This window comes from Pelagimonas sp. (assembly GCF_058892305.1).
Map to the genome: position 1 here is coordinate 23,286 of NZ_JBZXVN010000030.1, position 23,682 is coordinate 46,967.

Annotated in this window: 22 protein-coding genes, 1 tRNA gene and 1 pseudogene; 18 read left to right on the plus strand and 6 right to left on the minus strand. The window is 55.5% G+C overall.

Going from position 1 to position 23,682, the window contains the following annotated elements; genetic code table 11:
- Positions 1 to 30 precede the first annotated feature (30 nt).
- From AC5EFR_RS12320 to AC5EFR_RS12345, 6 genes and pseudogenes are all read left to right on the plus strand, one after another.
- The gene (locus AC5EFR_RS12320; RefSeq protein WP_493576101.1) at positions 31 to 1,767 is read left to right on the plus strand and encodes a DUF4153 domain-containing protein; all 1,737 of its coding nucleotides are present in this window, start codon (positions 31 to 33) and stop codon (positions 1,765 to 1,767) included.
- A 66-nt stretch (positions 1,768 to 1,833) separates the two neighbouring features.
- Complete coding sequence (locus AC5EFR_RS12325) at positions 1,834 to 2,439, plus strand: heme NO-binding domain-containing protein (RefSeq protein WP_493576102.1); 606 nt, start codon at positions 1,834 to 1,836, stop codon at positions 2,437 to 2,439.
- A complete protein-coding gene (locus tag AC5EFR_RS12330; RefSeq protein WP_493576103.1) occupies positions 2,436 to 3,443 on the plus strand; it encodes a GGDEF domain-containing protein in 1,008 nt (335 codons plus the stop codon). The genes AC5EFR_RS12325 and AC5EFR_RS12330 overlap by 4 nt, the downstream gene beginning before the upstream one ends.
- Before the next feature lie 68 nt (positions 3,444 to 3,511).
- Positions 3,512 to 3,586 (plus strand) — tRNA-Gln (locus AC5EFR_RS12335).
- A 303-nt stretch (positions 3,587 to 3,889) separates the two neighbouring features.
- Positions 3,890 to 4,135, plus strand: a pseudogene (locus tag AC5EFR_RS12340) (IS5/IS1182 family transposase); the annotation flags it as partial.
- A 193-nt stretch (positions 4,136 to 4,328) separates the two neighbouring features.
- On the plus strand, positions 4,329 to 5,003 hold the full coding sequence (locus tag AC5EFR_RS12345; RefSeq protein WP_493576104.1) for a response regulator transcription factor: 675 nt from the start codon (positions 4,329 to 4,331) through the stop codon (positions 5,001 to 5,003).
- On the opposite strand, the gene AC5EFR_RS12350 is transcribed toward AC5EFR_RS12345, so the two are convergent.
- The 3 genes from AC5EFR_RS12350 to AC5EFR_RS12360 form a co-directional block, all read right to left on the minus strand.
- A complete protein-coding gene (locus tag AC5EFR_RS12350) occupies positions 4,973 to 6,652 on the minus strand; it encodes a sensor histidine kinase (RefSeq protein ID WP_493576105.1) in 1,680 nt (559 codons plus the stop codon). The two genes, AC5EFR_RS12345 and AC5EFR_RS12350, sit on opposite strands and share 31 nt — an antisense overlap.
- Complete coding sequence (locus AC5EFR_RS12355; protein ID WP_493576106.1) at positions 6,649 to 7,947, minus strand: MFS transporter; 1,299 nt, start codon at positions 7,945 to 7,947, stop codon at positions 6,649 to 6,651. The genes AC5EFR_RS12350 and AC5EFR_RS12355 overlap by 4 nt, the downstream gene beginning before the upstream one ends.
- A 236-nt stretch (positions 7,948 to 8,183) precedes the next feature.
- The gene (locus tag AC5EFR_RS12360; RefSeq protein WP_493576107.1) at positions 8,184 to 8,507 is read right to left on the minus strand and encodes a DUF6476 family protein; all 324 of its coding nucleotides are present in this window, start codon (positions 8,505 to 8,507) and stop codon (positions 8,184 to 8,186) included.
- On the opposite strand from AC5EFR_RS12360, the gene AC5EFR_RS12365 reads away from it, so the two are divergent.
- The 4 genes from AC5EFR_RS12365 (at position 8,506) to AC5EFR_RS12380 (ending at position 12,150) form a co-directional block, all read left to right on the plus strand.
- Entirely contained in the window at positions 8,506 to 9,525 is a 1,020-nt protein-coding gene (locus AC5EFR_RS12365; protein WP_493576108.1) for an RluA family pseudouridine synthase, read from the plus strand. The two genes, AC5EFR_RS12360 and AC5EFR_RS12365, sit on opposite strands and share 2 nt — an antisense overlap.
- 134 nt (positions 9,526 to 9,659) lie before the next feature.
- Positions 9,660 to 9,893 (plus strand): DUF6525 family protein, encoded by a 234-nt coding sequence (locus AC5EFR_RS12370; protein ID WP_493576109.1) that lies wholly within the window; start codon positions 9,660 to 9,662, stop codon positions 9,891 to 9,893.
- A gap of 199 nt (positions 9,894 to 10,092) precedes the next feature.
- Positions 10,093 to 10,989, plus strand: coding sequence for an RNA polymerase sigma factor RpoH (gene rpoH / locus AC5EFR_RS12375; RefSeq protein WP_493576110.1), 897 nt, complete (start codon positions 10,093 to 10,095; stop codon positions 10,987 to 10,989).
- 180 nt (positions 10,990 to 11,169) lie between these two features.
- Entirely contained in the window at positions 11,170 to 12,150 is a 981-nt protein-coding gene (locus tag AC5EFR_RS12380; RefSeq protein WP_493576111.1) for a Gfo/Idh/MocA family protein, read from the plus strand.
- 66 nt (positions 12,151 to 12,216) lie between these two features.
- On the opposite strand, the gene AC5EFR_RS12385 is transcribed toward AC5EFR_RS12380, so the two are convergent.
- Positions 12,217 to 13,185, minus strand: coding sequence for an NADPH:quinone oxidoreductase family protein (locus tag AC5EFR_RS12385; RefSeq protein ID WP_493576112.1), 969 nt, complete (start codon positions 13,183 to 13,185; stop codon positions 12,217 to 12,219).
- Positions 13,186 to 13,476: 291 nt separating this feature from the next.
- Here AC5EFR_RS12385 and AC5EFR_RS12390 point away from each other — a divergent pair, with 291 nt between their 5' ends.
- The 4 genes from AC5EFR_RS12390 (at position 13,477) to AC5EFR_RS12405 (ending at position 16,601) form a co-directional block, all read left to right on the plus strand.
- Positions 13,477 to 13,851, plus strand: a complete 375-nt coding sequence (locus AC5EFR_RS12390) for a helix-turn-helix domain-containing protein (RefSeq protein ID WP_493576113.1) — start codon at positions 13,477 to 13,479, stop codon at positions 13,849 to 13,851.
- Between the two features lie 54 nt (positions 13,852 to 13,905).
- The gene (gene hisN, locus AC5EFR_RS12395) at positions 13,906 to 14,706 is read left to right on the plus strand and encodes a histidinol-phosphatase (protein ID WP_493576114.1); all 801 of its coding nucleotides are present in this window, start codon (positions 13,906 to 13,908) and stop codon (positions 14,704 to 14,706) included.
- A gap of 93 nt (positions 14,707 to 14,799) precedes the next feature.
- Positions 14,800 to 16,140: an 8-oxoguanine deaminase gene (locus AC5EFR_RS12400; protein ID WP_493576115.1), complete on the plus strand. Its 1,341-nt coding sequence runs from the start codon at positions 14,800 to 14,802 to the stop codon at positions 16,138 to 16,140.
- A 29-nt stretch (positions 16,141 to 16,169) separates the two neighbouring features.
- Positions 16,170 to 16,601 (plus strand): CAP domain-containing protein, encoded by a 432-nt coding sequence (locus AC5EFR_RS12405; RefSeq protein ID WP_493576116.1) that lies wholly within the window; start codon positions 16,170 to 16,172, stop codon positions 16,599 to 16,601.
- A gap of 14 nt (positions 16,602 to 16,615) precedes the next feature.
- Here AC5EFR_RS12405 and guaD read toward each other — a convergent pair whose 3' ends face one another.
- Entirely contained in the window at positions 16,616 to 17,911 is a 1,296-nt protein-coding gene (guaD, locus tag AC5EFR_RS12410) for a guanine deaminase (RefSeq protein ID WP_493576117.1), read from the minus strand.
- A 135-nt stretch (positions 17,912 to 18,046) separates the two neighbouring features.
- Here guaD and mgtE point away from each other — a divergent pair, with 135 nt between their 5' ends.
- Positions 18,047 to 19,432: a magnesium transporter gene (gene mgtE, locus AC5EFR_RS12415; RefSeq protein WP_493576118.1), complete on the plus strand. Its 1,386-nt coding sequence runs from the start codon at positions 18,047 to 18,049 to the stop codon at positions 19,430 to 19,432.
- 20 nt (positions 19,433 to 19,452) lie between these two features.
- Positions 19,453 to 20,007, plus strand: a complete 555-nt coding sequence (locus AC5EFR_RS12420; protein WP_493576119.1) for a 5-formyltetrahydrofolate cyclo-ligase — start codon at positions 19,453 to 19,455, stop codon at positions 20,005 to 20,007.
- 79 nt (positions 20,008 to 20,086) lie between these two features.
- On the opposite strand, the gene purD is transcribed toward AC5EFR_RS12420, so the two are convergent.
- Positions 20,087 to 21,352 carry a phosphoribosylamine--glycine ligase gene (purD, locus tag AC5EFR_RS12425; protein WP_493576120.1) on the minus strand — a complete coding sequence of 422 codons (1,266 nt, stop codon included), beginning with the start codon at positions 21,350 to 21,352 and terminating at the stop codon, positions 20,087 to 20,089.
- Between the two features lie 70 nt (positions 21,353 to 21,422).
- Between purD and AC5EFR_RS12430 the strand changes: the two genes are divergently transcribed.
- Both AC5EFR_RS12430 and xseA read left to right on the plus strand, forming a co-directional pair.
- A complete protein-coding gene (locus tag AC5EFR_RS12430; protein ID WP_493576121.1) occupies positions 21,423 to 22,013 on the plus strand; it encodes a hypothetical protein in 591 nt (196 codons plus the stop codon).
- An 82-nt stretch (positions 22,014 to 22,095) separates the two neighbouring features.
- Entirely contained in the window at positions 22,096 to 23,658 is a 1,563-nt protein-coding gene (gene xseA, locus AC5EFR_RS12435) for an exodeoxyribonuclease VII large subunit (RefSeq protein WP_493576122.1), read from the plus strand.
- The last annotated feature ends 24 nt before the right edge of the window (positions 23,659 to 23,682 follow it).

Below are 23,682 nucleotides of genomic sequence, written 5' to 3' on the forward strand. Positions count from 1 at the left end.
CAATGCTGCGGTCGAAAGAAGGTGTTAACCATGTCTGCGTCCTCCCCAATGTCCCGGCTCTATCTTCCTCTTTTGGTTTTTGGTGGTTTGGCGGGGTTTGGGTTTTGGGTCTTGAGCGAAGCCATGACCAGCAGCCTATTGAATGAACGCAGCCTATTGTTTGCCGCAAGCGCCGGGGGCGCGCTAAGTTTCTTTGTGCTGTCTCTTTTTGGCGGGCGGGGCGGTGTCAAAGCTTGCCTTTGGTCGACCCTCGTGGCGCTGGGTCTTGGCGCTGCGCTCTGGTGGGCGGCGGGGCGTCATGACACGATGAGCGGTTTTTTCAACCTGCTCTACCCGCAGATCGGTTTCACCTTGATCCTATTGATTGCGACGCCGTTCCTAGCTGCGAGTGGAGAGGGCGCAGTGACACGCTATGCAACGCTGTTTTTGAACAGTTGGCAAATCGTGGTCCGCCATGTGGTGGCGCTGTTCTTTACCCTAATGTTTTGGGGGCTTTTGACGATGTCAGACGCGATTTTGCGTCTGGTGGGGCTGGAACTGATCGCGGTAATTAGCGCGCAATCCCTCTTGGCTTGGGGGCTGTCGGGGGCGGTTTACGGGCTGGCCATGGGGGTGGCGCGCAGTTTCTCTGATGATCTGTCGCCTTTGTTGGCGGTGCAATTGCTGCGGTTTTTCCTGCCCTTGGTTTTGGCGGTCTCTGTGGTGTTTATCGTCGCGGTGCCGCTGCGCGGTTGGGAAGATGTGTTACAGGGCCTGTCGGCGGCTTCCATCCTTATTGGCTTCTGTTTGGCGGCGTTGTTGATGATCAGCGCAGGGATAGACGCCGGTGCGAAAACCGAAACCAAAGCCCGGTTTATGCGAATCTGCGTGGCGTTGATGGCTTTGGTTTTGCCCGCTCTGGCCGGATTGGCGGCTTGGGCCATTTGGTTGCGGGTGGCGCAATATGGGTGGACCCCCGAACGGTTGATGGCGGCAACGATGGTAGCGGTCTTGTTGATTTACGGTGTCGCCTATGCGTTGTCAGTGGTGTTGCAGGGCGATTGGATGGCCCGCATCCGCGAGGTGAATACCGGTCTGGCGGTGGCCTGTATGGTGGTGGCGCTGATCTGGTTCACGCCGTTTGTGGTGCCCGAACGCATTGCCGCGCTATCCCAATCACTACGCGCGATTGAGGGGGCTTCGGCCAGGGAATTGCCCTTGCGCGAACTGGCGGGGCAGTGGGGCAGGGCCGGTCAATCGGCCCTTGTTCAACTTGAAGAGATGCGCCCAGATTTGCAGGCCGCCATTGCAAAAGCCAAAGGCGAAGTGGCCTTTGATCCTCCGGGTGATATGTCTGCCCAAGAGGCCAAGATGCGCAAGGATTTGGCCGCGCTTTTGCCCGTCTATCCCAAGCAGGACCTGCCTGCGGGGGCCTTGGACGAGTTGGTGTGGCAGGATGTGAGCGATTGGTTGATGGCCTGTCAAAAACCGGTGTCAAATGGGCCGGGATGTGCCGTTGTTTTGGCGGATTTTGGGGCCGATCTGGATAAACCGGCCGGAGTGGTGTTGCTGCGCGATACGCAACATTTTGTGTCCGCTTTTGCGATCTCCATGCGGGATGGAAAACTGCTCTTGGATGCGGGCAAAGTGGGCAATTTCAGCGGGCCGAGCCCAAACCGTTTGGCTGTGCCCGATCTTGAGGCACTCCATCAGGGTAGGTTCGAGATTGCCCCGATTGAGGTGCCAAGCCTGAAACTCAACGACCACAGCATATTTGTGCACAATTGAAGATGTTACCTCAAATTTAACTCCGCAGAGCCCATCTTTCCCCAAAGGCAAGAAGGCGGAGATACCATGCACGGACTGATTTTGAAGACCATTCAGGTTTTCGTGCAGGACACATATGGTCCGGAACCCTGGCAGAATATCGCGGCGCATGCGTCGTTGGATGGAACCGAGTTCGAGGCGATGTTAAACTATGATGAGGACATCTTTACCGATGTGATTTCCTCGGCCAGTGTGGTGCTGGATAAACCCAGCGAAGCCATCCTTGAAGATGTTGGCACCTATCTTGTTTCGCACCCCAATTGCGAAGGGTTGCGGCGATTGCTGCGCTTTGGTGGGGTGGATTTTATTGAATTCCTGCATTCATTGGATGATTTACCGGACCGGGCCCGTCTTGCGGTGGCCGATCTTGATCTTCCTGACCTTGAGCTGCGCGACCATACAATCAACCAGTTTCAGTTGAAGATTGACGGGCATCTGCCCGGTTTTGTGCATGTGATGACCGGGTTATTGCGCGCTATGGCGGATGACTACGGGGCCTTGGCCCTGTTGGATCATTCCGGCGATGGAGGTGCGGGATTGCAGATGATTGATATCACCGTTGTCGAAACCGCCTATGCCGAGGGCCGGGATTTCGAACTGGCTGTCAGCCCCCAAATGGGAGAGGCCTCGTGACCCAATTTCCGATTGAAATGCTCCATCGCTTTTGTCCGATGCACGCGGTTCTTGATTCAACGGGCCACATTCTTCAGGCCGGCCCAACGCTCCACAAAGTTGGCGGTGCCGACCTTGACGGGAAACGGTTTCTGGAAATCTTTGAAATCTACCGGCCTCGGTCAGTGTTGAGCATGGGGGATTTGCTCAATGCCGAGGGCCGCAAACTGCACATTCGTTTAAGGGGAGGGGTGCGCACGCCTCTCAAAGGGGTGCTTAGCGCCGATGGCCGAGGGGGCGGTGTCATCAACCTGTCCTTTGGCATTTCGGTGATTGATGCTGTGCGCGACTATTCTTTGACCAGTACAGATTTTGCCCCAACGGATCTCGCGGTTGAAATGCTCTATCTCGTTGAGGCGAAATCGGCGGCGATGGATGCGTCGCGTAGTTTGAATACGCGCTTGCAAGGGGCTATGGTCGCGGCGGAAAAACGCGCCTTTACGGATACCTTGACCGGGTTGCACAACCGTCGAGCCGTCGATCAAGTTCTGGATCGCATTTGTCGAAGCGGCCAACCCTTTTCCCTCATGCATATCGATCTCGATTTCTTTAAGCAGGTTAATGACACTATGGGGCATGCCGCAGGCGATCATGTCTTGCGCTGCTGCGCACGCGCGATGGCAGATACATCGCGCAAGGATGACACCGCAGCCCGTGTCGGGGGCGATGAATTTGTTATCATATATAGTACTTTGACCAACAAGAACCGGTTATCAGATCTGGCCGGTCATCTCATTTCACGCATTGAACAACCCATTCCCTTCGAAGATCAGGTCTGCAATGTCTCTGCCAGCATTGGTATTTTTTGTAGCGATGGTAGCGAACAAGACCCAGCGCGGGTCATGGAACAGGCTGATGTAGCGCTCTATGCCGCGAAACGCGCAGGCCGCGCCCAATATTGCTTTTTCGAAGATCAAGAGGACAATTCTATGACCTCTGACCCAAGCGCAATCGCCGGTGAATAAAAATCATATTTTTTTCCAAAGAGGGGCTTGCACCCTGTGATTTTGCATCGTAGATAGCGCTCCACAGTTGGGGTGTAGCCAAGTGGTAAGGCAGCTGTTTTTGGTACAGTGTATCGTAGGTTCGAATCCTACCACCCCAGCCAGTTTTCTGACGATTAGGACGCTGTAATCCAGTAACAATGGATTAGATGTCAATACCTTAGCGTCACCTCGGCAAGTGTTTATCCCTTTGGTGCCGAGTGTGTTCCGCAGCATCGTCTGGAACGATTCACGCAGCATTGAGCACCGGTGGGCACACCTTTGCAATCCACGTGATCTAATAACCCCAACCTCATCCCCGTTTTTGTCGTGCCCGTTTTTGTCGTGGCCCGGCCTACGTGATACGCATGCGCGGGCCTTTTCTTTGAAGATACGCATGACAGCTTTTGTACAAACCCTGTCGGTGGGGGGATGATGCTGATGGCATTCGAAAAATAATGACTGAACGCGATGTTTTGCCTCAAATCCATATGCGCAAAACCCGCAAGATGCGCGTCGAAGTTGATCACGGTCTGTATCGGTTGAGAAACATGGTCGAACGCTGCTTTAACAAGCTTAAGAACGCCCCTCGGGTCGCACCCCTATTTGACAAAACTGCCGAGAGCTATCTGGGGTTCTTCGACATCGCTTCTATCGAGCAAAGGATGTGCCACTGGCAACATGACCTTGAGACCGTAGAGAAAATCGGGACTGGATTGCGGAGCGTGTTGAAGCGTCAGGGCCAGACCCCTCGTTCGCGCGCTTAAAACGGAAGTCCCTGATGAGAGCAATATCGTCCGGCCACTGTGAAAAAGGGATTGTGCCCATGGTCGGAACGCGACTATTTTTGGCAACGACACAGAGGACATGTCCAATTTGGTTGATTTGACAAACGCCGATCAGCCGATCCGGCTGGCACTGATTGATGACCACGCGCTTTTTTTGCAGGGGTTATTGTATGTGTTTGGCAATTGCGCGCTGAATCTTCGGGTTGATAGCTTTACCACTGCAACAGAGTTTTTAGAAAAAGTCGACGCTGGCCATCGTTACGATGTCGTTATTACCGATCTCGCAATGAAACAGATCAACGGAATTGCCCTTATCGGTGCGTTGCGGGCTCGTGAAATTGCGGTGCAGGTGATTGTGCTCTCAGCATCGGAAGATGCGATAACACGCGGAAATGCCGAAATGGTTGGCGCTTTTCGCTTTGTTCACAAGTCGTGTGAGGAACAGGTCCTTCTTGACGCCATTCAAGCCGCGTATGACGCGGGACCACTTGCCGCGACTTCGGTTCTCAAAGGAGCGCGACGGACAATGTTCAACTCAGATGGCACCGATACGATTGTACGCCCAAAACTAGGCCCGCAACAACAGCGCATTCTTTCGATGATGGCGGATGGCAGCACCAACAAAGACATCGCGCGAACCCTGTCGATAAGCGAAAACACTGTCAAAACACATGCCAAAGCAATCTTCCGCGAGCTCTCAGTCGGAAATCGTGCCGCCGCCGTTCAGCGCGCCCGCGAACTGGCGTTGTTTTGAAGTAAACGCTCAAGCGCCTGACGCAGATCGTATTCACCAATAGGCAGGGCAATGGAGTTTTTGGTAGCGGGCGGCGGAAAAGGGGCCGCTTTGGGCAAGAGATGAACAACCGGTGCGATTTGCTCCAGAACCGTGATGTCCTCTGACGACGGTTTTTGACCCTTAGGGAGGTTTAATACGATGATGTCCGGTACTTGCCCTAAAAGGCCGATCAACTGCTTGGCTGCTTCGACAGTGTCCGCATGGGCGAATTGCCAGACCCAGGACGAAACGATGTCTGCCCAGGCTCCGATCTCAGGAAGGTTGTCCTCTCCGATACACAAGACAAATGCCTGATCCTGTGCGCCGGAAATATCTTGGTGAGGCAAGTGCAAAGAAATTGTTGTGCCTTGGCCAAGCTGGGAGACCACTGAGACCGCCCCGCCGAGCTCGCTTGCGAGTTGCCGCGCAATCCCAAGACCCAAGCCGCTTCCAGTTTCTGAAGGCATCAGGGGAATATTCTGCTCAATGGCATGCAGGTGTTCCGAGCTTATGCCCGGTCCTTGGTCTGCTATCTCCCATCGGCTCTCGTGTTCATCTGAGAGCACAGACAGTTTAACCAATCCTCCCGAGGCCCCATATTTCACCGCGTTGCTCAAGAAATTGCGCAAGATCCGCTCTAATTTGGCGCGGTCGCAGACGATGTCTTTGACCTCATTTTGGATCACAAAGTCACAGAAGGCCGTCGAAAATTGAGGGCGATATTCATCCTCGAGTTGGGACAGTAGCTCCTCTACATCAATCATGGATCTCTTCAGTTCAAGCGATGGTTTCTCGACGTTGGAGAGTTCTTCGACAAGGGCTTCCTGGCTGATCAGTGCCAAGCGGATTTGGCGGACAAGAATGGCATGTTCTGGTGAGGCGGCTTGCCGATCCAGTTCGGATAAGAAATTCCGCAGGGCCAGAAGAGGTTGGGCCATATCATGCCGAATGGCTTCGACTGATCGTTTGGTGACGCGGTGTTGCTTGGCCGCATCGGCAAATTCTTGCAAGGCTTTTTCGGCTTCTCGGCTGGCCAATTTTGCGGCAATCGCGTCGCGGGTTTTTTGGCTGGCCGTTTTGTTTGTTGTAAAGCAGAAGGTGAAATAAAACAGGATAAACCCACCGTAAATTCGCAGGACACCTTCCATTGTTATCAAAAGATAGAGGCCAAAGGGCAGTAGGGAACATGCGGCCAACGCAATATAGCCAGGACGATAAACCGTTCCGGCCATGGCACCGCCTGCTGTGATGGATGTTACAAAGAGACCTGCCAAAAAGGTTTGAAGTTCAGAGGCCGGGCTAGCCAGTTGAACGGCCCCAAACGCCCAAAGCAGACCGGTACAGGACGATATTACGACATGTCCCAAAAGATATCGGTTCACCTGGCTTTGGGTGTCTTGGGAGGGCCCCCAAGATCGCGCGTAGAAGACCGTAATTGAGACCATGACAGAGGCGAGGCCCGCCCAAATCATGGCCTCAACATAGAGATGAACCGACGCGAGGCTGATTGCGATAACACCAATCAGCAAAAACACCGAACGTGCCGAGCCAACGGCTCGATCGCGTAACATACGGGCTTCTTCGGCGCGAATTTCTTCGGCAGAGGGGGGAGCAACGTTTTGGGTCATGTTATGGAGGGGCGAGCCACGCGTCTGTCGGTCTTGCGCCATAAATATCCTGCGACCACCAGCCGCAAAATGACCGGCCCCCCCGCAAAAAAGAACAAGAGAACACCAAATGTTTCTGGGCTATTGATGCCGGACTTGTCAAATCCGGCCAGTCCCAAAACCGGAAATGCCACGCCCATGGGCGCAACAAAGGCCATTTTCGAGGCGGCGTTCTTTAAGGCCAGATAGCTTGCCGCTCTTGGGTGGCCGCTCTCGGTTTCGTCCTGAGCGACGATATCCGCCAACATGGAGGTTGGCATGACGGCATCGCAGGTCATGCAGGCCCCCAACCCGACGCAAATTGCCCGCATCAGGCCAATGTCACCTGCGTCGATTGCGTAGCTTCCGAGCAAAAACAGCGAACAGGCGACTATTGCGGAAATCCATGTTCGTTGTTTGCCAATCTTTTTCGACAAAACTATCCATAGCGGTACAAAAAGCCCGGTGGCGACAATGAAACTTAGAAACATTGATCCGACCATCTCTGGTGCTTGCAAGACATGACTGACAAACAGAACCAAAAGGCCAATGGTCATGGCGTTTGCGGCTTGGACTGCGAAGAACGCGACCATCAGCCTTCGAAATGCGGGTCTCCGCAGGCAATTGCGCCACGCGTCCCAGAGATTTGGTCGAGGACGTGACACCGATCGGTTTTGACGAGGTGACCAGACCAGAAAGAGTATCAACGCCAAAGGCATAGAGACTAAGAAAACCATGGCCAAGGCGCTGAGCGACACGCCCATTTGAGAGCCGATGAGAACAGGCACCAAAGAGGCAATCAGCGCCCCTAAGATTTGGAAAACGGCTTTCGTTCCTGCCAAAACCGAGCGTTCGTGAACGTTTTTGGAAATCTCCAGACCGATGCTGGAATACGGGACGTCAAAAGCGGTTACAAACAAGAGATACCCGGAAACCACACAGAACAGATAGGGCGATCCCACCGCCTCTGGTGGCCGAAAAAGCAACCACGCAAATAGCAAAACGCCGGGAAACGCAAAAAACATCCACGGCCGACGTGGCCCCCATTTGCCGCGCGTTCGATCACTCAGAGCGCCAATCAACGGATCAGTGAAAACGTCAAAGAACCGGCCAAACATAAAAACAGCACCCACGGAGGCCAATCCAAGCCCCATGTCAATGGCGTAGAACGTTGGGACAAAGCTGACCACCGCAAAGCCTATCATGGCCAAAGGCGCGCTTAAGGCGCTAAAGCAGACGAGCTGCCAGCCGTTCATAACCCGTTCGGTAGATGTCATTGTTTTCCCCAAGTGATTGGACCCATTTTGAACGCAATGTTGTTTCCAAAGAAACAACATTCTGGTGGTGTCGGCAGGTCTTTGGCTGCCTTGATCAGCTCACAGATGAGACGTATCTGGCAGATGCTGGGCAGGGTTGAAAAACTGTCGGAAACCCTCGTGGTGTCTACTGGATTTTGACCGGCCTCTTGGCTCGGCCAAAGGACGCAGCAGCGGGAAACAGAGGCGCTGATCGCCTATTGGTCGTTTGGTGTAATCCCGATTTCCTGACGCAGTTTCCCGCTGGCACGGTCAAAAATCAGGATTTGGTTTTCATCGGTCACGACCGCGTACCAATCCGGCCCTTGGGTATACGCCGTGGCCGTTGCCCCGCCGGGAAGGGTGATCACCTCTGGCAGAGGGGCGCGAGCGTTGTTATAGCGGTGCCAGATCAAGCCGAGGATCAGCACGATCCCCGCAATCATCACGCCCGTAAGGACCGTCACCAGAAGACGCAGAAAGCGCAACTGGGGTGGTTCGGGCAGACTATCGCCCGTATTTTCGCCTTGTGGGGTGTCCATGACCAACCTTTGTATCACCATCGCGGCCAATCCGCCGTCCCGTCTTGATAAAGCTTTGGCGCGTGATGTGCCAGAGGAGGCGGCCCTATCGCGCACCCGCTTGGCCCGGTTGATTGCTGAGGGCGCTGTGACCCGCGCCGGTGTTGTTTTGGACAATGCCAAAATTGCTGTGCACGAGGGAGATGAGATTCACATCAAAGTGCCCGAAGCGGTGAGCTATGACGTGGTAGCTCAGGACATTCCGTTGGACATTGTTTGGGAAGACGAAGACCTTTGTGTTGTCAATAAACCAGCAGGGATGGTTGTGCACCCGGCCCCTGGTACGCCGGACGGCACCTTGGTAAACGCCTTGTTGCATCACTTTGGCGGGGACCTGTCCGGTATTGGGGGCGAAAAGCGCCCCGGCATCGTGCACCGCATTGACAAAGACACCAGTGGGTTGCTGGTGGTGGCGAAATCGGACCGGGCCCATCATGGCCTCGCCAAACAGTTTGAAAAACATACGGCCCAGCGGGCCTATCTTGCGCTGGTCAATGGCGTGCCTGATCCGGCAGACCCGCGTTTGATGGGCACCAAAGGCGTGTCGGCGGGAGGGCGTGGTGACATCACGATCACCAGTGGATTGGCGCGGCACAAAACCGAACGCCAACGCCAAGCGGTGTTTTTTGACGGGCAGGGGCGCCACGCGATCACCCATGCGCGGGTGTTGGAACGCTACGGGTCCCCAACGACGTTATCCTTGGTGGAATGTCGATTGGAAACTGGGCGCACCCATCAGATTAGGGTTCACATGACCCATGCAGGGCACTCTTTGGTTGGGGATCCAGTCTATGGCGGGCGGCGCAAAGTGTCGGCCAAAGCGATCACCCCTGAGGCGCATAAGGCGGTGATGGCATTTGATCGCCAAGCCTTGCACGCACGCGAGCTGGGATTTGACCATCCGGTATCCGGGGAGGCGCTGTTGTTTCAGGCCGAGATTCCGGCGGACATGGCGGAGTTGCTGGCGCTGCTGCGATAAAGCACCGGGACAATAGGAGCGGGTTCTGGCGGTGAGCCTTGTGTTGGGGCATTGTGGGGGCCTCCAAAATCTGCTTTTGATTGGCGGAGCGTTATGTTATAACGTTGCAGTACTTTTTGGCAGTGACGATATTGATGAGCAATCTTGGCAAAACACATCTCAAGAAATCCCGACCCGGGCGGAACAAAATGCGCGAGTTTGATGCCTTGCCGCCAGAATTGCGGTGTTGGATGGCCGGGGCCGTTTTGCCATGGTCGGCGCAGTCCTGTCTCAAGATTTGGCGCAATGCTGCCAACGAGGATGAGGCGCTTCGCCGCTTAAAGGCCGCAGAACAGCGGTTGTTGCACCGCGAGCGGCGGATTTCCTGACTGTCGGTCTTGGTTAAGACTTCGTAAACTTGGATGTAACACAGAGCACCTGTGCGTGAGCGCACGGACATATGCCTTACATTCGGCCAAAGTTGATTTATCTGAAGCTTAACCTTTTGGCAGCATAGCCCTTGAAACGGGTGTTAGCGCTGCCTATCTGGATGTTAACGGTCATAACATTGATTGGAGGAACAGGGACATGAGCAATTACGCAAACCTTCCAGCCCCAACGCCTGAAGGCGGGCTGAACCGCTATTTACAAGAGATCCGCAAGTTTCCCTTGCTGGAACCTGAAGAGGAATTCATGGCCGCAAAGGCCTGGGTTGAGAAACAAGACAGCCGTGCAGCCCACAAGCTTGTCACCAGCCACCTACGTTTGGCTGCGAAAATCGCCATGGGCTATCGCGGCTATGGTTTGCCGCAGGCCGAGGTGATTTCGGAGGCCAATGTTGGTCTGATGCAAGCTGTCAAACGCTTTGACCCTGACAAGGGGTTTCGTCTCTCGACCTATGCGATGTGGTGGATTCGCGCCGCCATTCAGGAATATATCCTACGGTCGTGGTCCTTGGTGAAAATGGGCACGACGTCGGCCCAGAAAAAACTGTTCTTTAACCTGCGCAAGGCAAAGAACCGTATTGGAGCCTTGGAAGAGGGCGATTTGCGCCCCGAGCATGTCGAAAAGATCGCCACCGATTTGGGGGTGACCGAGGATGAGGTTGTGTCGATGAACCGACGGATGTCGGGCGGGGATGCCTCCTTGAACGCCACGGTCGGCTCCGAAGGTGAAGGCACCATGCAATGGCAGGATTGGCTTGAGGATGAAGATGCCGATCAGGCCGGTGATTATGCCGAGCGCAACGAACTAGAAGCGCGTCGTGAGCTGTTGGCCGAGGCTATGGATGTTTTGAATGATCGTGAAAAGGACATTCTGACACAACGCCGTTTGGCCGAAAGCGCGGTGACGTTGGAAGAGCTGTCTGGCCAATACGATGTTAGCCGAGAACGCATTCGTCAGATCGAAGTGCGCGCCTTTGAAAAGCTGCAAAAACGCATGCGCGAATTGGCGCGTGAGCAGGGCATGTTGGTACGTGCCTAACGAGTAAGGGGCAGGCCAACCGGACTGTCCTCCCTAAATTCCTCCCTGGCAAAGGCCTCTTTCCGTCGTCCCCGGAAAGGGGCCTTTGTTTTGGTGCTGAGTGTTCATAGAGCCGCTGAAATGACTTATTGGTGGCGCTAACACGGCCCTGGCGCTATGTGAGGGGGAGGAGGAGTTGCGATGACATTTGTACGATGGGGTATTCTAGGCGCGGCGAAATTTGCCCGCGAGCATATGGGGCCCGCGATCAACGCGGCGGGGCGCGGAAAGCTGGTGGCGTTGGCGACGTCCTCTGCGGAGAAGGCCAAGCCGTTTGAGGCTATCGCACCGGGCATTGCGGTTTTCGACAGCTATGATGCGCTGGTCAACTCGCCCGATGTCGATGCGGTATACATCCCGCTGCCCAATCATTTGCATGTGGAATGGGCGCTAAAGGCCCTTGATGCAGGCAAACATGTTTTGGTTGAGAAACCCCTTGCGATGACCGCGTCGGATTTTGAGCCTGTCATAGCAAAACGCGACGCGACCGGGCTGTTGGCGGCTGAGGCTTATATGATTGTGCATCATCCGCAATGGCAACGCGCCAAGGCGCTGTATGAGGCCGGAGCGATTGGCAAGCTGATGCGGGTCAATGGCGCGTTTTCATATGATAATTCGGCGGATGTCAGTAATATCCGCCAAGATCCGGCAAAGGGCGGCGGCGCGATCCCTGATATTGGTGTGTATATCTATGGGGCGGCGCGGTTTCTAACCGGGGAGGAGCCCAAGGAGATTTTGAGCACCGAAATTTGCCGCGAAAATGGTGTGGACGTCTGGAGCCATGTTACCGCACGGTTTCCGTCTTTTCATTATACGGGCGTGGTTTCGATGCGTATGGCACCATGGCAAGAGATGGTATTTCACGGCGACAAAGGGGTCATGCGGTTGACTGCGCCCTTTAATGCCAATCTGTATGGCGAAGCGCGTATTGAGTTGCAAACTCAGGGTGTTGGCGGCTTGGACGTGCAGACGATACGGTATTCTGCGGACAATCACTATGTGTATCAGGTCGAGGCCTTTAATGCGTCGGTACTGGATGGGGTGGATTACCCGTGCCCCTTGGAGTTTTCGAAAGGGACACAGGACATGATTGATATGGTTTGGGCGAAGGAACAGGAATAGGCACGCCTGAAGAACGCCCCGGCCGCGTCCCTTTGGGACGCAGCGGCCCACCCTCCAGCCTATGCCTTAGAGATCGGCAATCTCGATAACGACCTTGCCGGTTGATTTCCGGGTTCGAAGCATTTCGAGCCCGTCGGCGACCTGATCCAGCGTAAAGGTATTGCTAACATGAGGTTTGATTTTGCCTTGTGTGTGCCATTCCATAAGTTGTCCCAGTGACTTGGTTAACACATCGGGGCGGAAGCTGAGGTAGCCGCCCCAGTACAAGCCTAGAACCGAGATGTTTTTGACCAAGAGGTGGTTGGCTTTTATCTGGGGGACGTCTCCTGAGGCGAAGCCAATTGTCAAAATACGCGCTTCGGGGTTGCAAGAGCGGAAGGCGGAGGTGAATTGATCGCCGCCAACAGGGTCATAGACGACATCGGCACCGCCCAATGCTTTCATTACCTCGCGGATGTCATCGGTTGTGGCGTCGATGAGATGATCCGCCCCGGCTGCTTTTGCAGCTTGAAGTTTATCTGCCCCCCGGGCGCAAGCAATCACGCGCGCGCCCATGAGTTTGCCGATTTCAACTGCGGTTAATCCGACACCGCCTGCGGCTCCAAGGACAAGGAGCGTTTCGCGAGGTTGCAAATGAGCACGATGTTCAAGGGCGACGTGGGATGTCCCATAGGCAATTTGCAATGCTGCGGCATCTACCCACCCCATGGAATCGGGCAGTTTGACGGCGCGGTTGGCGTCAAAGCAGCCATATTCAGCCAATCCACCTTGTCCGCCGTAAACGGCGACCCGATCTCCGATTGCAAAGCCGGAGACGTTTTCTCCGATGGATGTCACAACACCAGAGACTTCCATGCCCAGAGTAAAGGGCAGGGAGGGCGTTTCTTGATAAGTGCCTTTCATCATAAGAAGATCGGCGAAATTCAGCCCGCAGGCGGCGATCTTTAGGCACAGCTCTTGGGGTTTTGGTGAAGGTACAGCACAATCTAAGAGGGTTGGGGGGGATTCGTGTGATGTGAGTCGATAAGCGCGCATTGGTCTCTCCGATTTTGCGTGCATGAGTGCCTTTAACAGCTGGCCCTGTCAAACAAGGCTCGTTGTCTAACGTTAGGTTGAGTAAAAGGAGACAATAACGGGAAAATTGCAACTTTGTGTTGATTTGCGAGCAATTTTACCATCTTTACGACTGTGCGTGACTTGATCTTAACCTCATTTTTGCTGTACCAAGTCATGTTATGAAGCGCACAGGTTCGGGTTGAGTAGTACTAGCGGCGCATGGCGCGTCCTATTCGGCCCGCCCATGAAACAAAGAACGGGAAACTTAGTATGGCGCATCCAGTAGATGTACATGTCGGCAAACGTATTCGCCACCGCCGTTGGCTGGTGGGGATGACACAGCAACAGCTGGCAGAAAAAGTTGGAATCAAATTCCAACAGATCCAGAAATATGAAACCGGGGCCAACCGCGTTAGCGCGTCACGTCTCTGGGACATCGCCGATGCGCTTGAAGTTAAAGTCAGCTTCTTCTTTGAAGGGATCGAGACCGAGGGTTCTGAACCGTCGCAGTCTTCTGACAACGTTCCGGCTGATATCCTTGGTGACAAGGAAGCACTTGATTTGGTTCGCTCTTACTATGCGATTCCTGAAAATCAGCGCCGCCGTTTGTTTGAATTGGCGCGTGTTCTGTCTGACGTTGCTTGAGCCTAACGCAGCCTTGCGGTAGCACGGTGGCAACATCGGACCGGAGGGCGCGACATGGTCTCATCTGAGACAGCAAAAGAGCTGATTTCGACCGCGGAGGCTTTGGCCGACGCGGCCAGATTGGCCATTTTGCCGTTGTTTCGAACTTCAACGCTATTGGCTGAAAACAAGCTTGAAACTGGCTACGATCCGGTCACCGAAGCGGATCGTTGGGCAGAGCGCGCCATGCGCGATGTCTTGGCGAAACGCCGACCTTCTGATGCCATTTTGGGCGAAGAATATGGCCAACAAGACGGCGACAGCGGCCTGACTTGGGTTTTGGACCCGATCGATGGGACCCGGGCATTTGTGTCGGGAACACCCACATGGGGGGTGCTGATCGCAGTGTCAGATTCCTCTGGGCCGATCTTAGGTGTGGTCGACCAACCCTATATTGGTGAACGATTTATTGGCGGTCTGGGGCGCGCAGATTGGACGGGTCCGCACGGCGGCGGTGCCCTTGGTACCAAAGCCACGCAAGACCTTGGGGAAGCAACCCTTTTTACTACTTTCCCAGAGGTAGGTAGCCCCGAAGAAGGAGCGGCTTTCCACAAAGTGGCGGAGCAAGTGAAGCTCGTGCGATACGGGATGGATTGTTATGCCTATGCGTTGTTGGCTGCGGGGCAGATTGATCTCGTTATCGAGGCGGGGTTGAATTCCTACGATATTCAGGGGCCAATCGGCATTGTTGAAGCGGCCGGTGGTGTGGTAACGGATTGGCAAGGTGGGCGTGCTCATAATGGCGGGCGCGCTATTGCTGCGGCAAACGAGGAACTCCACGCCAAGGCGTTGGCCATTTTGCAAAGACACGTTTAAACGAGGCAAGATCAAGATTAAGAATCGGTAGACGCGTCCTTCCCTTTTCTGGCGTCATCGGTTTTCGACACACCGAAAAGGGCGGAGATCGTGATGCAGGAAACCCTCATCCGTAACGCCCAAGCTGTCTTGACGATGGATGATTTGGGCCGTGAATTGACCCAATGTGACATCCGCATAACGGGCGGTGTTGTTGCCGAAATCGGCCCATCTTTACAAAGTGATGGCGAGGTGATCGACGCAGAAAAATGTGTTGTGACGCCGGGATTGGTGAACACGCATCACCATTTGTACCAAACCCTGACCCGTGCAGTACCGGGTGGTCAGGACGCGTTGCTCTTTGGGTGGCTGAAAACACTCTACCCAATTTGGTCGCACTTTGGCCCTGAGGAAATGTTTACCTCGGCACAGGTTGGATTGGCCGAACTGATGCTCTCGGGCTGTACGATGAGTTCGGACCATCTTTATCTTTACCCAAACGGTGCGCGCCTTGAGGATACGATATTTGCGGCGCAAGAATTGGGTATCCGGTTTCATCCGACACGCGGCGCTATGAGCATTGGTGAAAGCGATGGCGGCTTGCCCCCGGACAGTTTGGTGGAGGACGAAACAGCCATTCTTGAAGATTGCATTCGCGTGATTGACGGGTTTCATGACCCGTGTGACGGGGCGATGGTGCGCGTTGGGGTCGCCCCTTGTTCACCGTTTTCGGTCAGTCGCGAGTTGATGCGCGATGCCGCAATTTTGGCGCGGGACAAGGGTGTGATGATGCACACCCACTTGGCAGAAAACGACGAGGACATTGCCTATAGCCTTGCGCAATTTGGTTGCCGTCCCGGACAATATGCCGAAGATTTGGGATGGACCGGGAATGATGTTTGGCACGCGCATTGTGTCAAACTTGACGGGCAAGAGATTGATCTATTTTCTAAATCCCGAACCGGCGTGGCCCATTGCCCATGCTCTAACTGTCGGCTTGGATCTGGCATTGCTCCTGTGCGTGCGATGCGCGATGCCGGAGTGAAAGTGGGCCTTGGGGTCGATGGATCAGCGAGCAATGACGCGGGAAACATGATCCTTGAGGCGCGGCAAAGCATGCTCTTGCAACGCGTCGTCAATGGGGCCGACGCGATGAGCGCTCGCGAAGCCTTGCGCATCGCCACGCGCGGCGGGGCCGAGGTGCTGGGCCGGCATGATTGTGGTCAGATCGCCATCGGAAAGCGGGCCGATCTGGCGCTTTGGGACGTGAGTGGCATTGAAAGTGCGGGGAGCTGGGACCCGGCGGCCCTGTTGTTGGCCGGACCTCTGACGGTGAAACATCTATTGGTTGAAGGGCGGCACGTGGTGCGCGATGGACACGTCACAGGGATTGACCTCGAGAAGGCCATTGTTAAACAGAATCAGCTAGCACAGGCTCTGAGTGAACGTTTGTAACGCCTTGTAGCACCAGAATGGGGAACGCCATGTTGCGCTTTGTTTTGATTTTGACATTAGTGATCGGCCTAGGCCAATCGGCGGCCGCCCAACAGGCACGCCAAATGCTAAATGGGTTGCGCGCAGAGCAAGGCCTTGGCGCGGTAAAACCGTCACCGAAACTTGAAAAGGCCGCCATGGCGCACGCTATGGACATGTCGCGAAAAGGGTTCTTTTCGCACGGTGGATCTGATGGATCCAATGTGATGAAACGGGTGCGACGGACGGGATACGGCCCTTGTGTCGTTGCGGAAAACATCGGCAAAGGGCAACAGAGTTTGACTGAAATTATGGGCCGATGGGCCGCGTCGCCGGGGCATCGCAAAAACATGTTAAATCGTCGTGTCACAGAATACGGGTTGGTGCGTGCCCCCGGTGATATTTGGGTTATGGTGCTGGGCAAGCCGGGGTGCCGCGGGTAAGCGGCACCAATGATTTACGATTTTCCAACTTTGCGTCCCGCCACGTAAGTGGCCGAAATCGCGCGATCATCTCCCATCATAATGGTTGGAAACAATGCTTCCCAAATGTCTAGCGCCCGGCTACTGCGCTGGGCGATTTCAGGAGTCGAGGCCAGATCGAGAATAATGAAATCGGCTTCCATCCCCGCGCCGAGATTACCGATCCGATGGTGTTGATGCAGCGCCCGAGCCGAGCCTGCGGTGGCCAACCAAATCAATTCAGCAGCATGTAGTGCTGTGCCACGCAATTGACCGATTTCATAGGCGGCGGCCATGCTGCGCAACATCGAGAAAGACGAGCCGCCCCCCGTATCGGTGGCAAGCCCTACATGATGCCCGGCAGATTTCAACCCGGCCATGTCAAACAATCCCGAACCGATAAAGGTGTTAGAGGTCGGGCAATGGATGAGAGACCCACCAACGTCTTTGAGCTGATCCTTTTCACGATCTTCCAAATGGATCGCATGGCCATAGAGACCTTTTTCACCAAGCAATCCATAGGCCTCATATGTGTCGAGGTAATCGCGGGCCTGTGGATATAGTCCTTTGACCCACTCAATCTCATCGGTTTGTTCGCTGAGATGTGTTTGCATTAAACACTCGGGGTTTTCGGCCCAAAGGACCCCAAGCGCCTCGAGCTGTTCGGGTGTTGATGTCGGCGAAAACCGCGGTGTGATCACATAAGACGCGCGCCCGCGATCATGCCAATGTTCGAGCAAGCGACGGCTGTCGTCATAGGCGCTTTTGGCCGTATCGCGCAGCCCATCGGGCGCATTACGATCCATACAGGTTTTGCCGCCAAAAACCCGCATATTGCGATCCGCCGCCGCCGAAAAGAACGCGTCAACAGAAGTAGGGTGAATAGTGCAGAAAGAACAAACGCTCGTCGTGCCGTTCGCCAATAGAAAATCCAGGTAGCGCCCGGCAATATCGTCGGCATAGGCGCGATCGCCAAACCGCATTTCCTCGGGAAAGGTGTAGGAGTTCAACCAATCAATCAGACGCTTGCCCCAACTGGCGATGATCCCGGTTTGCGGATAATGAGCGTGGGCATCAACAAACCCGGCGACAATTAACCCGTCCTTGTGGTCAACAACATCTGCCCAGGGATAGGCCGCCCGCAGGTCCGCAGCGGGGCCAACTGCATGAATTGTCCCTTTCTCCACCAACACGGCCCCGCGCGTTTCATGGCGGGCCGCGCCAATCCCCTTGGCAAAGGGATCACCGTCGAACCAAAGGGTTTGTCCAAGATGCAGGCAAGTTTGAATCATGGGGGCTCCTGATATGATGCGCCACGTTAAGCGCAAGAAGGTCAAAGGTAAATTGCCGCAGTATCATTGCGCAAGTACCCTGTTCCCCCGCAAGCCCATGCCCTAAAGTCAGGCCAAGATTCCCCGGAGGTGCGTATGGCTGATGACATCCAAAAACAGGTGGCAGAAACAGATGGGGAATATGCGCTGGATCGCAAGGATGTCGCGCAGGTTCTGTTTGCTGTAGATCGCGAGGATCGCGAGTCGCTGTTGGCGATGATGGATCCGCTTCATGCGGCCGATATTGCTGACCTTTTGGAACAGATCAACGCCTTTGATCGTATGCGTTTAGTGCGCCTGTATGATCAGGAATTCGACGGTGAAATTCTGTCGGAACTTGATGATGCGATCCGCGAAGAGGTGATTGGCCTTCTAAAACCGCAGGTTCTCGCCGAGGCGGTGCGCGATCTTGAATCCGACGATGTTGTTGACCTTCTCGAAGACTTGGATGAGCCGCAACAGGAGGCTATTCTAGAGGCGTTGGAGGATAGTGACCGGGCGGCGGTTGAACAGTCACTGACCTATCCTGATTTTTCTGCTGGGCGCTTGATGCAGCGCGAAGTTGTGATGGCCCCCGAGCATTGGAATGTTGGCGAAGCCATTGATTACTTGCGCAATAACGACACCCTGCCAGAGCAGTTTTATCATGTGGTTCTGGTCGATCCGCGTTTGCGTCCGGTGGGGAATATCACCCTTGGGCGGTTGATGTCATCCCGTCGCGAAGTGTTGTTGAAATCAATCCTTGAAGAGACGTTTCAAACCATACCAGTGCTGCAGGACGAGGGCGAGGTTGCCTATGCGTTTAACCAATATCACCTGATCTCCGCGCCGGTTGTGGATGAAAACGACCGGCTTGTTGGCGTGATCACAATTGACGATGCCATGGCGGTTTTGGACGAGGAAAACGAAGAAGACATTCTACGCCTTGCGGGTGTTGACGGTGAAAGCCGCCTGTCTGACCGGGTGATCGACACGACCAAACGGCGTTTTCCCTGGCTTGCGGTCAATTTGGTAACATCGGTGATGGCCTCGCTGGTCATTGCGCAATTCGAAGAGGCGATTTCGCAACTTGTGGCTTTGGCGGTGTTGATGCCGATCGTCGCCTCGATGGGGGGCAATGCGGGAACGCAATCGCTCACGGTTGCGGTGCGCGCTTTGGCCACCAAGGATTTGACCGGAGCCAACATCTGGCGGGTCATCCGACGGGAAGTGTTGGTGGGCCTTGTCAACGGCGTCGCCTTTGCCGTGATTATGGGGATTGTCGGGGTGATCTGGTTTGACTCTCCCGCCTTGGGCGCGGTGATCGCCGCCGCTATGGTGATCAATCTGGTCGTTGCCGGGCTTGCCGGGATTGCGATCCCCGTGGTTCTTGAAAAGGCCGGGGTTGATCCGGCGCTGGCCTCGGGGGCGTTTGTGACAACCGTAACCGATGTGGTTGGCTTCTTTGCCTTCCTTGGATTGGCTGTCATGGTGTTGCTATAGGGGCGCAAAAGGGGCGCAAAATGGATTTGGATGAGCGCAAAGCCGTCGCACGAAAAGAGGCCTTTGCCCTGCGCAAAGCCGCCTATGATACGCGTCCCCCCGGGGCTGCGGGGCATCTGAGCAGTTTGCTGGCGGGCTATCGCGGCGTGCCCCTGTCGGGGTACATGCCGATCCGGACCGAGATAAACCCGGTGCCCGCCATGGAAGAGGCCGCGGCCCACGGCCAGGTGAGTGTTCCGGTGATCATTGCCGCCGGGCAAGCGCTAAAGTTCGCGCTCTGGGAGCCGGGCTGCGCCATGAAAGATGGGCCATTTGGGGCGAAAATCCCCGAAAATCCACAGTTTATCGAGCCCGAAATTGTCATTGTGCCTTTGGTGGCCTTTTCCCGCACGGGGGGGCGTTTGGGCTATGGCGGCGGCTTTTATGATCGCACATTGGAAGGGTTGCGGGCCAAACGTCCGACGCTGGCCATTGGCTTTGCCTTTGCCGCGCAAGAGGCCGAAGATTTACCGCTTGAGGCGACAGACCAACCCTTGGACATGATCGTGACGGAACAAGGGGTGATGACCCCCTAAAGCCGCATCACTTTACTTGCGTGTAGAAAAGGGGGCCGATTGGCCCCCGTTTGTTGCAAATATGGTGTTGTTTTCCGGCTTAGCTCAACGCGCGCCAGCCAATGTCGCGGCGCACAAACCCTTCGGGCCAATCCACCGCGTCCACCATCGCATAAGCGCGATCACGGGCTTCTTGTAGGGTTTCACCGCGCGCTGTGGCGTTCAAAACCCGTCCGCCGCTGGCCAAAACCTTGCCATTTTCGGCGGTGGTGCCGGCATGGAACATCATGTTGAAACTATCGGCCTGCAGGTCATCCAGCCCTTTGATCTCGGTGCCTTTTTCATAAGAACCGGGATAGCCATCGGCGGCCATAACCACGGTCATCGCGTGATCATCCGCCCATGTGACCTGTGCCTCATCCAACCGGCCTTCGGCACAGGCTTGCATCAAGTCAAAGGCCTGAGCGCCCAGTCGCAGCATCAAGACCTGACATTCAGGGTCGCCAAAACGAACGTTATATTCGACCAAACGCGGTTGACCGTTTTCGATCATCAAACCGACATACAAAACGCCTTGGTAAGGGGCCCCACGTTTGACCATTTCGGCCATGGTCGGGCGCACAATCTCGTCCAACGCCTTTTGGGTGACCGCATCAGCCATGATTGGCGCGGGGGAGTACGCGCCCATTCCGCCGGTGTTCAATCCGGTGTCGCCTTCGCCAACGCGTTTGTGGTCTTGGGCCGTGCCAATGGGCAGGCAAATGTCGCCATCAACCAGCACAAAGAACGACGCCTCTTCGCCGGTCATAAACTCTTCGATCACCACTTCGGCACCTGCCGCGCCAAAGCTTCCTCCGAACATATCGTCAATCGCGGCTTCGGCTTCGGCGACGGTTTCGGCGATGATCACACCTTTGCCGGCGGCCAGACCATCGGCCTTGACCACGGTCGGCGCGCCGGTTTCGCGCACATGCGCCTTGGCGGCCTCTGCATCGGTGAAATGGCCATAGGCGGCGGTGGGGGCATTTGCGGCGTCGCAGATTTCCTTGGTAAAGCTTTTGGAAGCTTCGAGTTTGGCCGCCGCTGCTGAGGGGCCAAAGACCGAGACACCCGCCTCGCGTAAGCGATCGGCAACACCGGCGGCAAGCGGGGCTTCGGGGCCGATGATCACCAGATCAATGGCGTTCTCAGAGACGAATTCGGCAACCACGCCACCATCGTTGATGTCGAATTGCGCGCATTCGGCGATTTGCGCGATACCCGCATTGCCGGGCGCGACGATCAGTTTGTCGCACTTGGGGTTTTGCAAGGTCGCCCATGCCAATGCGTGCTCGCGCCCGCCGCTTCCGAGAATAAGGATGTTCATCGCATGGTCCCCTTGGTATCCGTTGGGGGCGGTCTAATGGGCGCAGGTAAAAACGGCAAGAGATACAGGTATGAATGGTTCTCTAAGTGACCCAGACCTATGGTCGCGAATTTCTGAATATCAGTTTTCGCCAGCTGGACCCAGTGACAGTTTCGAAGCCCATCTTTGCAACGTGTTAGATTATGAATCTGATGACATCTCTCAGATGCTCTTCGAATACCGGCGGTTTGCGTATCTACACCTGATTGCTCCTAGGGACGTCCAGCCGTCTTCTTTTGTGGATGAGGTTTGGCTGCAGCACTCCCTGATGGATCACAATGAGTGGAATCAGATTTGCATAGACGCTATTGGACAAAAATTACATTATTCACCCCACGAAAATCCAACTTCAGAGTCCATGAAATATCAAAAAACGTTGGAGTTGTACCAACGTGAGTTTGGACAAAATCCGCCCGATCGAATCTGGTTTCTTGTTGAGAGAGGTCCGCCGTTTTTATTGGCAGCCTGTGTTTGTTTCGGGCTTACGTGCGTCGCGGTGGTCAGCCAAAACTATTGGTTGTTTGGTGTTAGCTTTCTGGCGATGGTCGTTATCATTGGGGTGAATGCGCGTCGGTTGCTCGCCATGCCGCGCATTCCTAACAAGAGATCCAACTGGGGGTAAGGTGGCGTATTCAAAGCGAAGACGTCTGGAACCCAAAGAAAGAACAGCATAGATTGCAGACAATTTAACGATCGAGACGCACATGGATCTTTTCGACGACGGCCCCGAAGAGGCCACGGATAACGCCCCGGAATTTACGGTTTCCGAACTGTCGGGTGCGGTCAAACGCACGATTGAGGGCGAGTTTGGGTTTGTACGGGTGCGCGGCGAAGTTGGGCGAGTTAGCCGGCCACGGTCCGGGCATATCTATCTTGACCTCAAGGATGACAAATCGGTCATTTCCGGGATCATGTGGAAGGGTGTTGCCGCACGTCAACAGACCCAACCCGAAGAGGGCATGGAGGTCATCGCCACCGGCAAGATGACCACCTTTCCAGGTCAATCCAAGTATCAGATCATCCTCGAAGAAATCCGCCCAGCCGGGGCCGGGGCCTTGATGGCGATGCTGGAAAAGCGCAAGGCGCAGTTGCAAGCCGAAGGGTTGTTTGAACCTGCTCTCAAGAAAAAACTTCCCTATCTGCCCGAAATTATTGGGGTTGTGACCTCGCCCTCGGGGGCGGTGATCCGCGATATCCTGCACCGTTTGCGCGATCGTTTCCCACGCAAGGTTTTGGTCTGGCCAGTGGCCGTTCAGGGCGCGAAATGCGCCCCCGAAGTCGCGCGCGCCATTGAGGGGTTCAACCGTATGACACCGGGGGGCGCGATGCCACGCCCCGATTTGTTGATTGTGGCGCGGGGCGGTGGCTCGGTCGAAGACCTTTGGGGGTTTAACGAAGAGATCGTGGCGCGGGCCGCGGCGGCGTCGGACATTCCGTTGATTTCGGCCGTTGGACACGAAACCGATACGACGCTGATTGATTTCGTGTCGGATATGCGAGCCCCAACCCCAACTGCGGCGGCGGAGTTGGCGGTGCCGGTGCGCATGGAGCTTTTGGCCGGGCTGCGCGACTATGATGCGCGAATGACCCGCGCGGTGGAGCAACGTTTGGAACACCGTGGCCAAAGGTTGCGGGATTTGGGACGCGCGATGCCGCGTGCAGAAACCTTGTTGGATGGGCCACGCCAGCGGCTTGATATCATGGGGGATAAACTCCCCGCTGGGTTGCGGCGTTTGGTTGACCGCCAACGCCTACGCCTGTCTGAAAGCGCCGGGAGCCTGCGCCCCGGTGTGTTGAGCCGCGCCATTGCAACGGAACAATCGCGCTTGTCGGATCGCGCAACACGGCTTCAACCGGCGCTTATGAGGTTGGTACAAACCCGGCGCGAAGCTTTGGGGCAACGGCTTGGCCGGTTATCTCCGCGCCCAATTCGGCGGGAAATTGCTGTGCAATCTGATCGGCTTGTTGGGCTGTCCCGCCGGTTGGACGAGGCACAACGCGGGCGGGTTTCAGAGGCGCAATCCAAATTGGATGCGCTGGACCGGTTGCGCGAAACTTTGGGCTACAAGGAAACGCTGCGGCGCGGCTATGCGGTTGTGCGCGGGGATGGCGATGTGGTCACAACCGCTGCGGGTGCAAAGAAAGCCGAGGCTTTGGAAATCGAATTCGCCGACGGGAAACTGGTGGTCGGCGACGGCGCAACCCCAAGAAAACCGACGAAAAAATCGCAAACGCCACCAAAGCCGGAACAAGGCAGCCTGTTCTAACGCGGCGAATTCGCCGCTATCCTT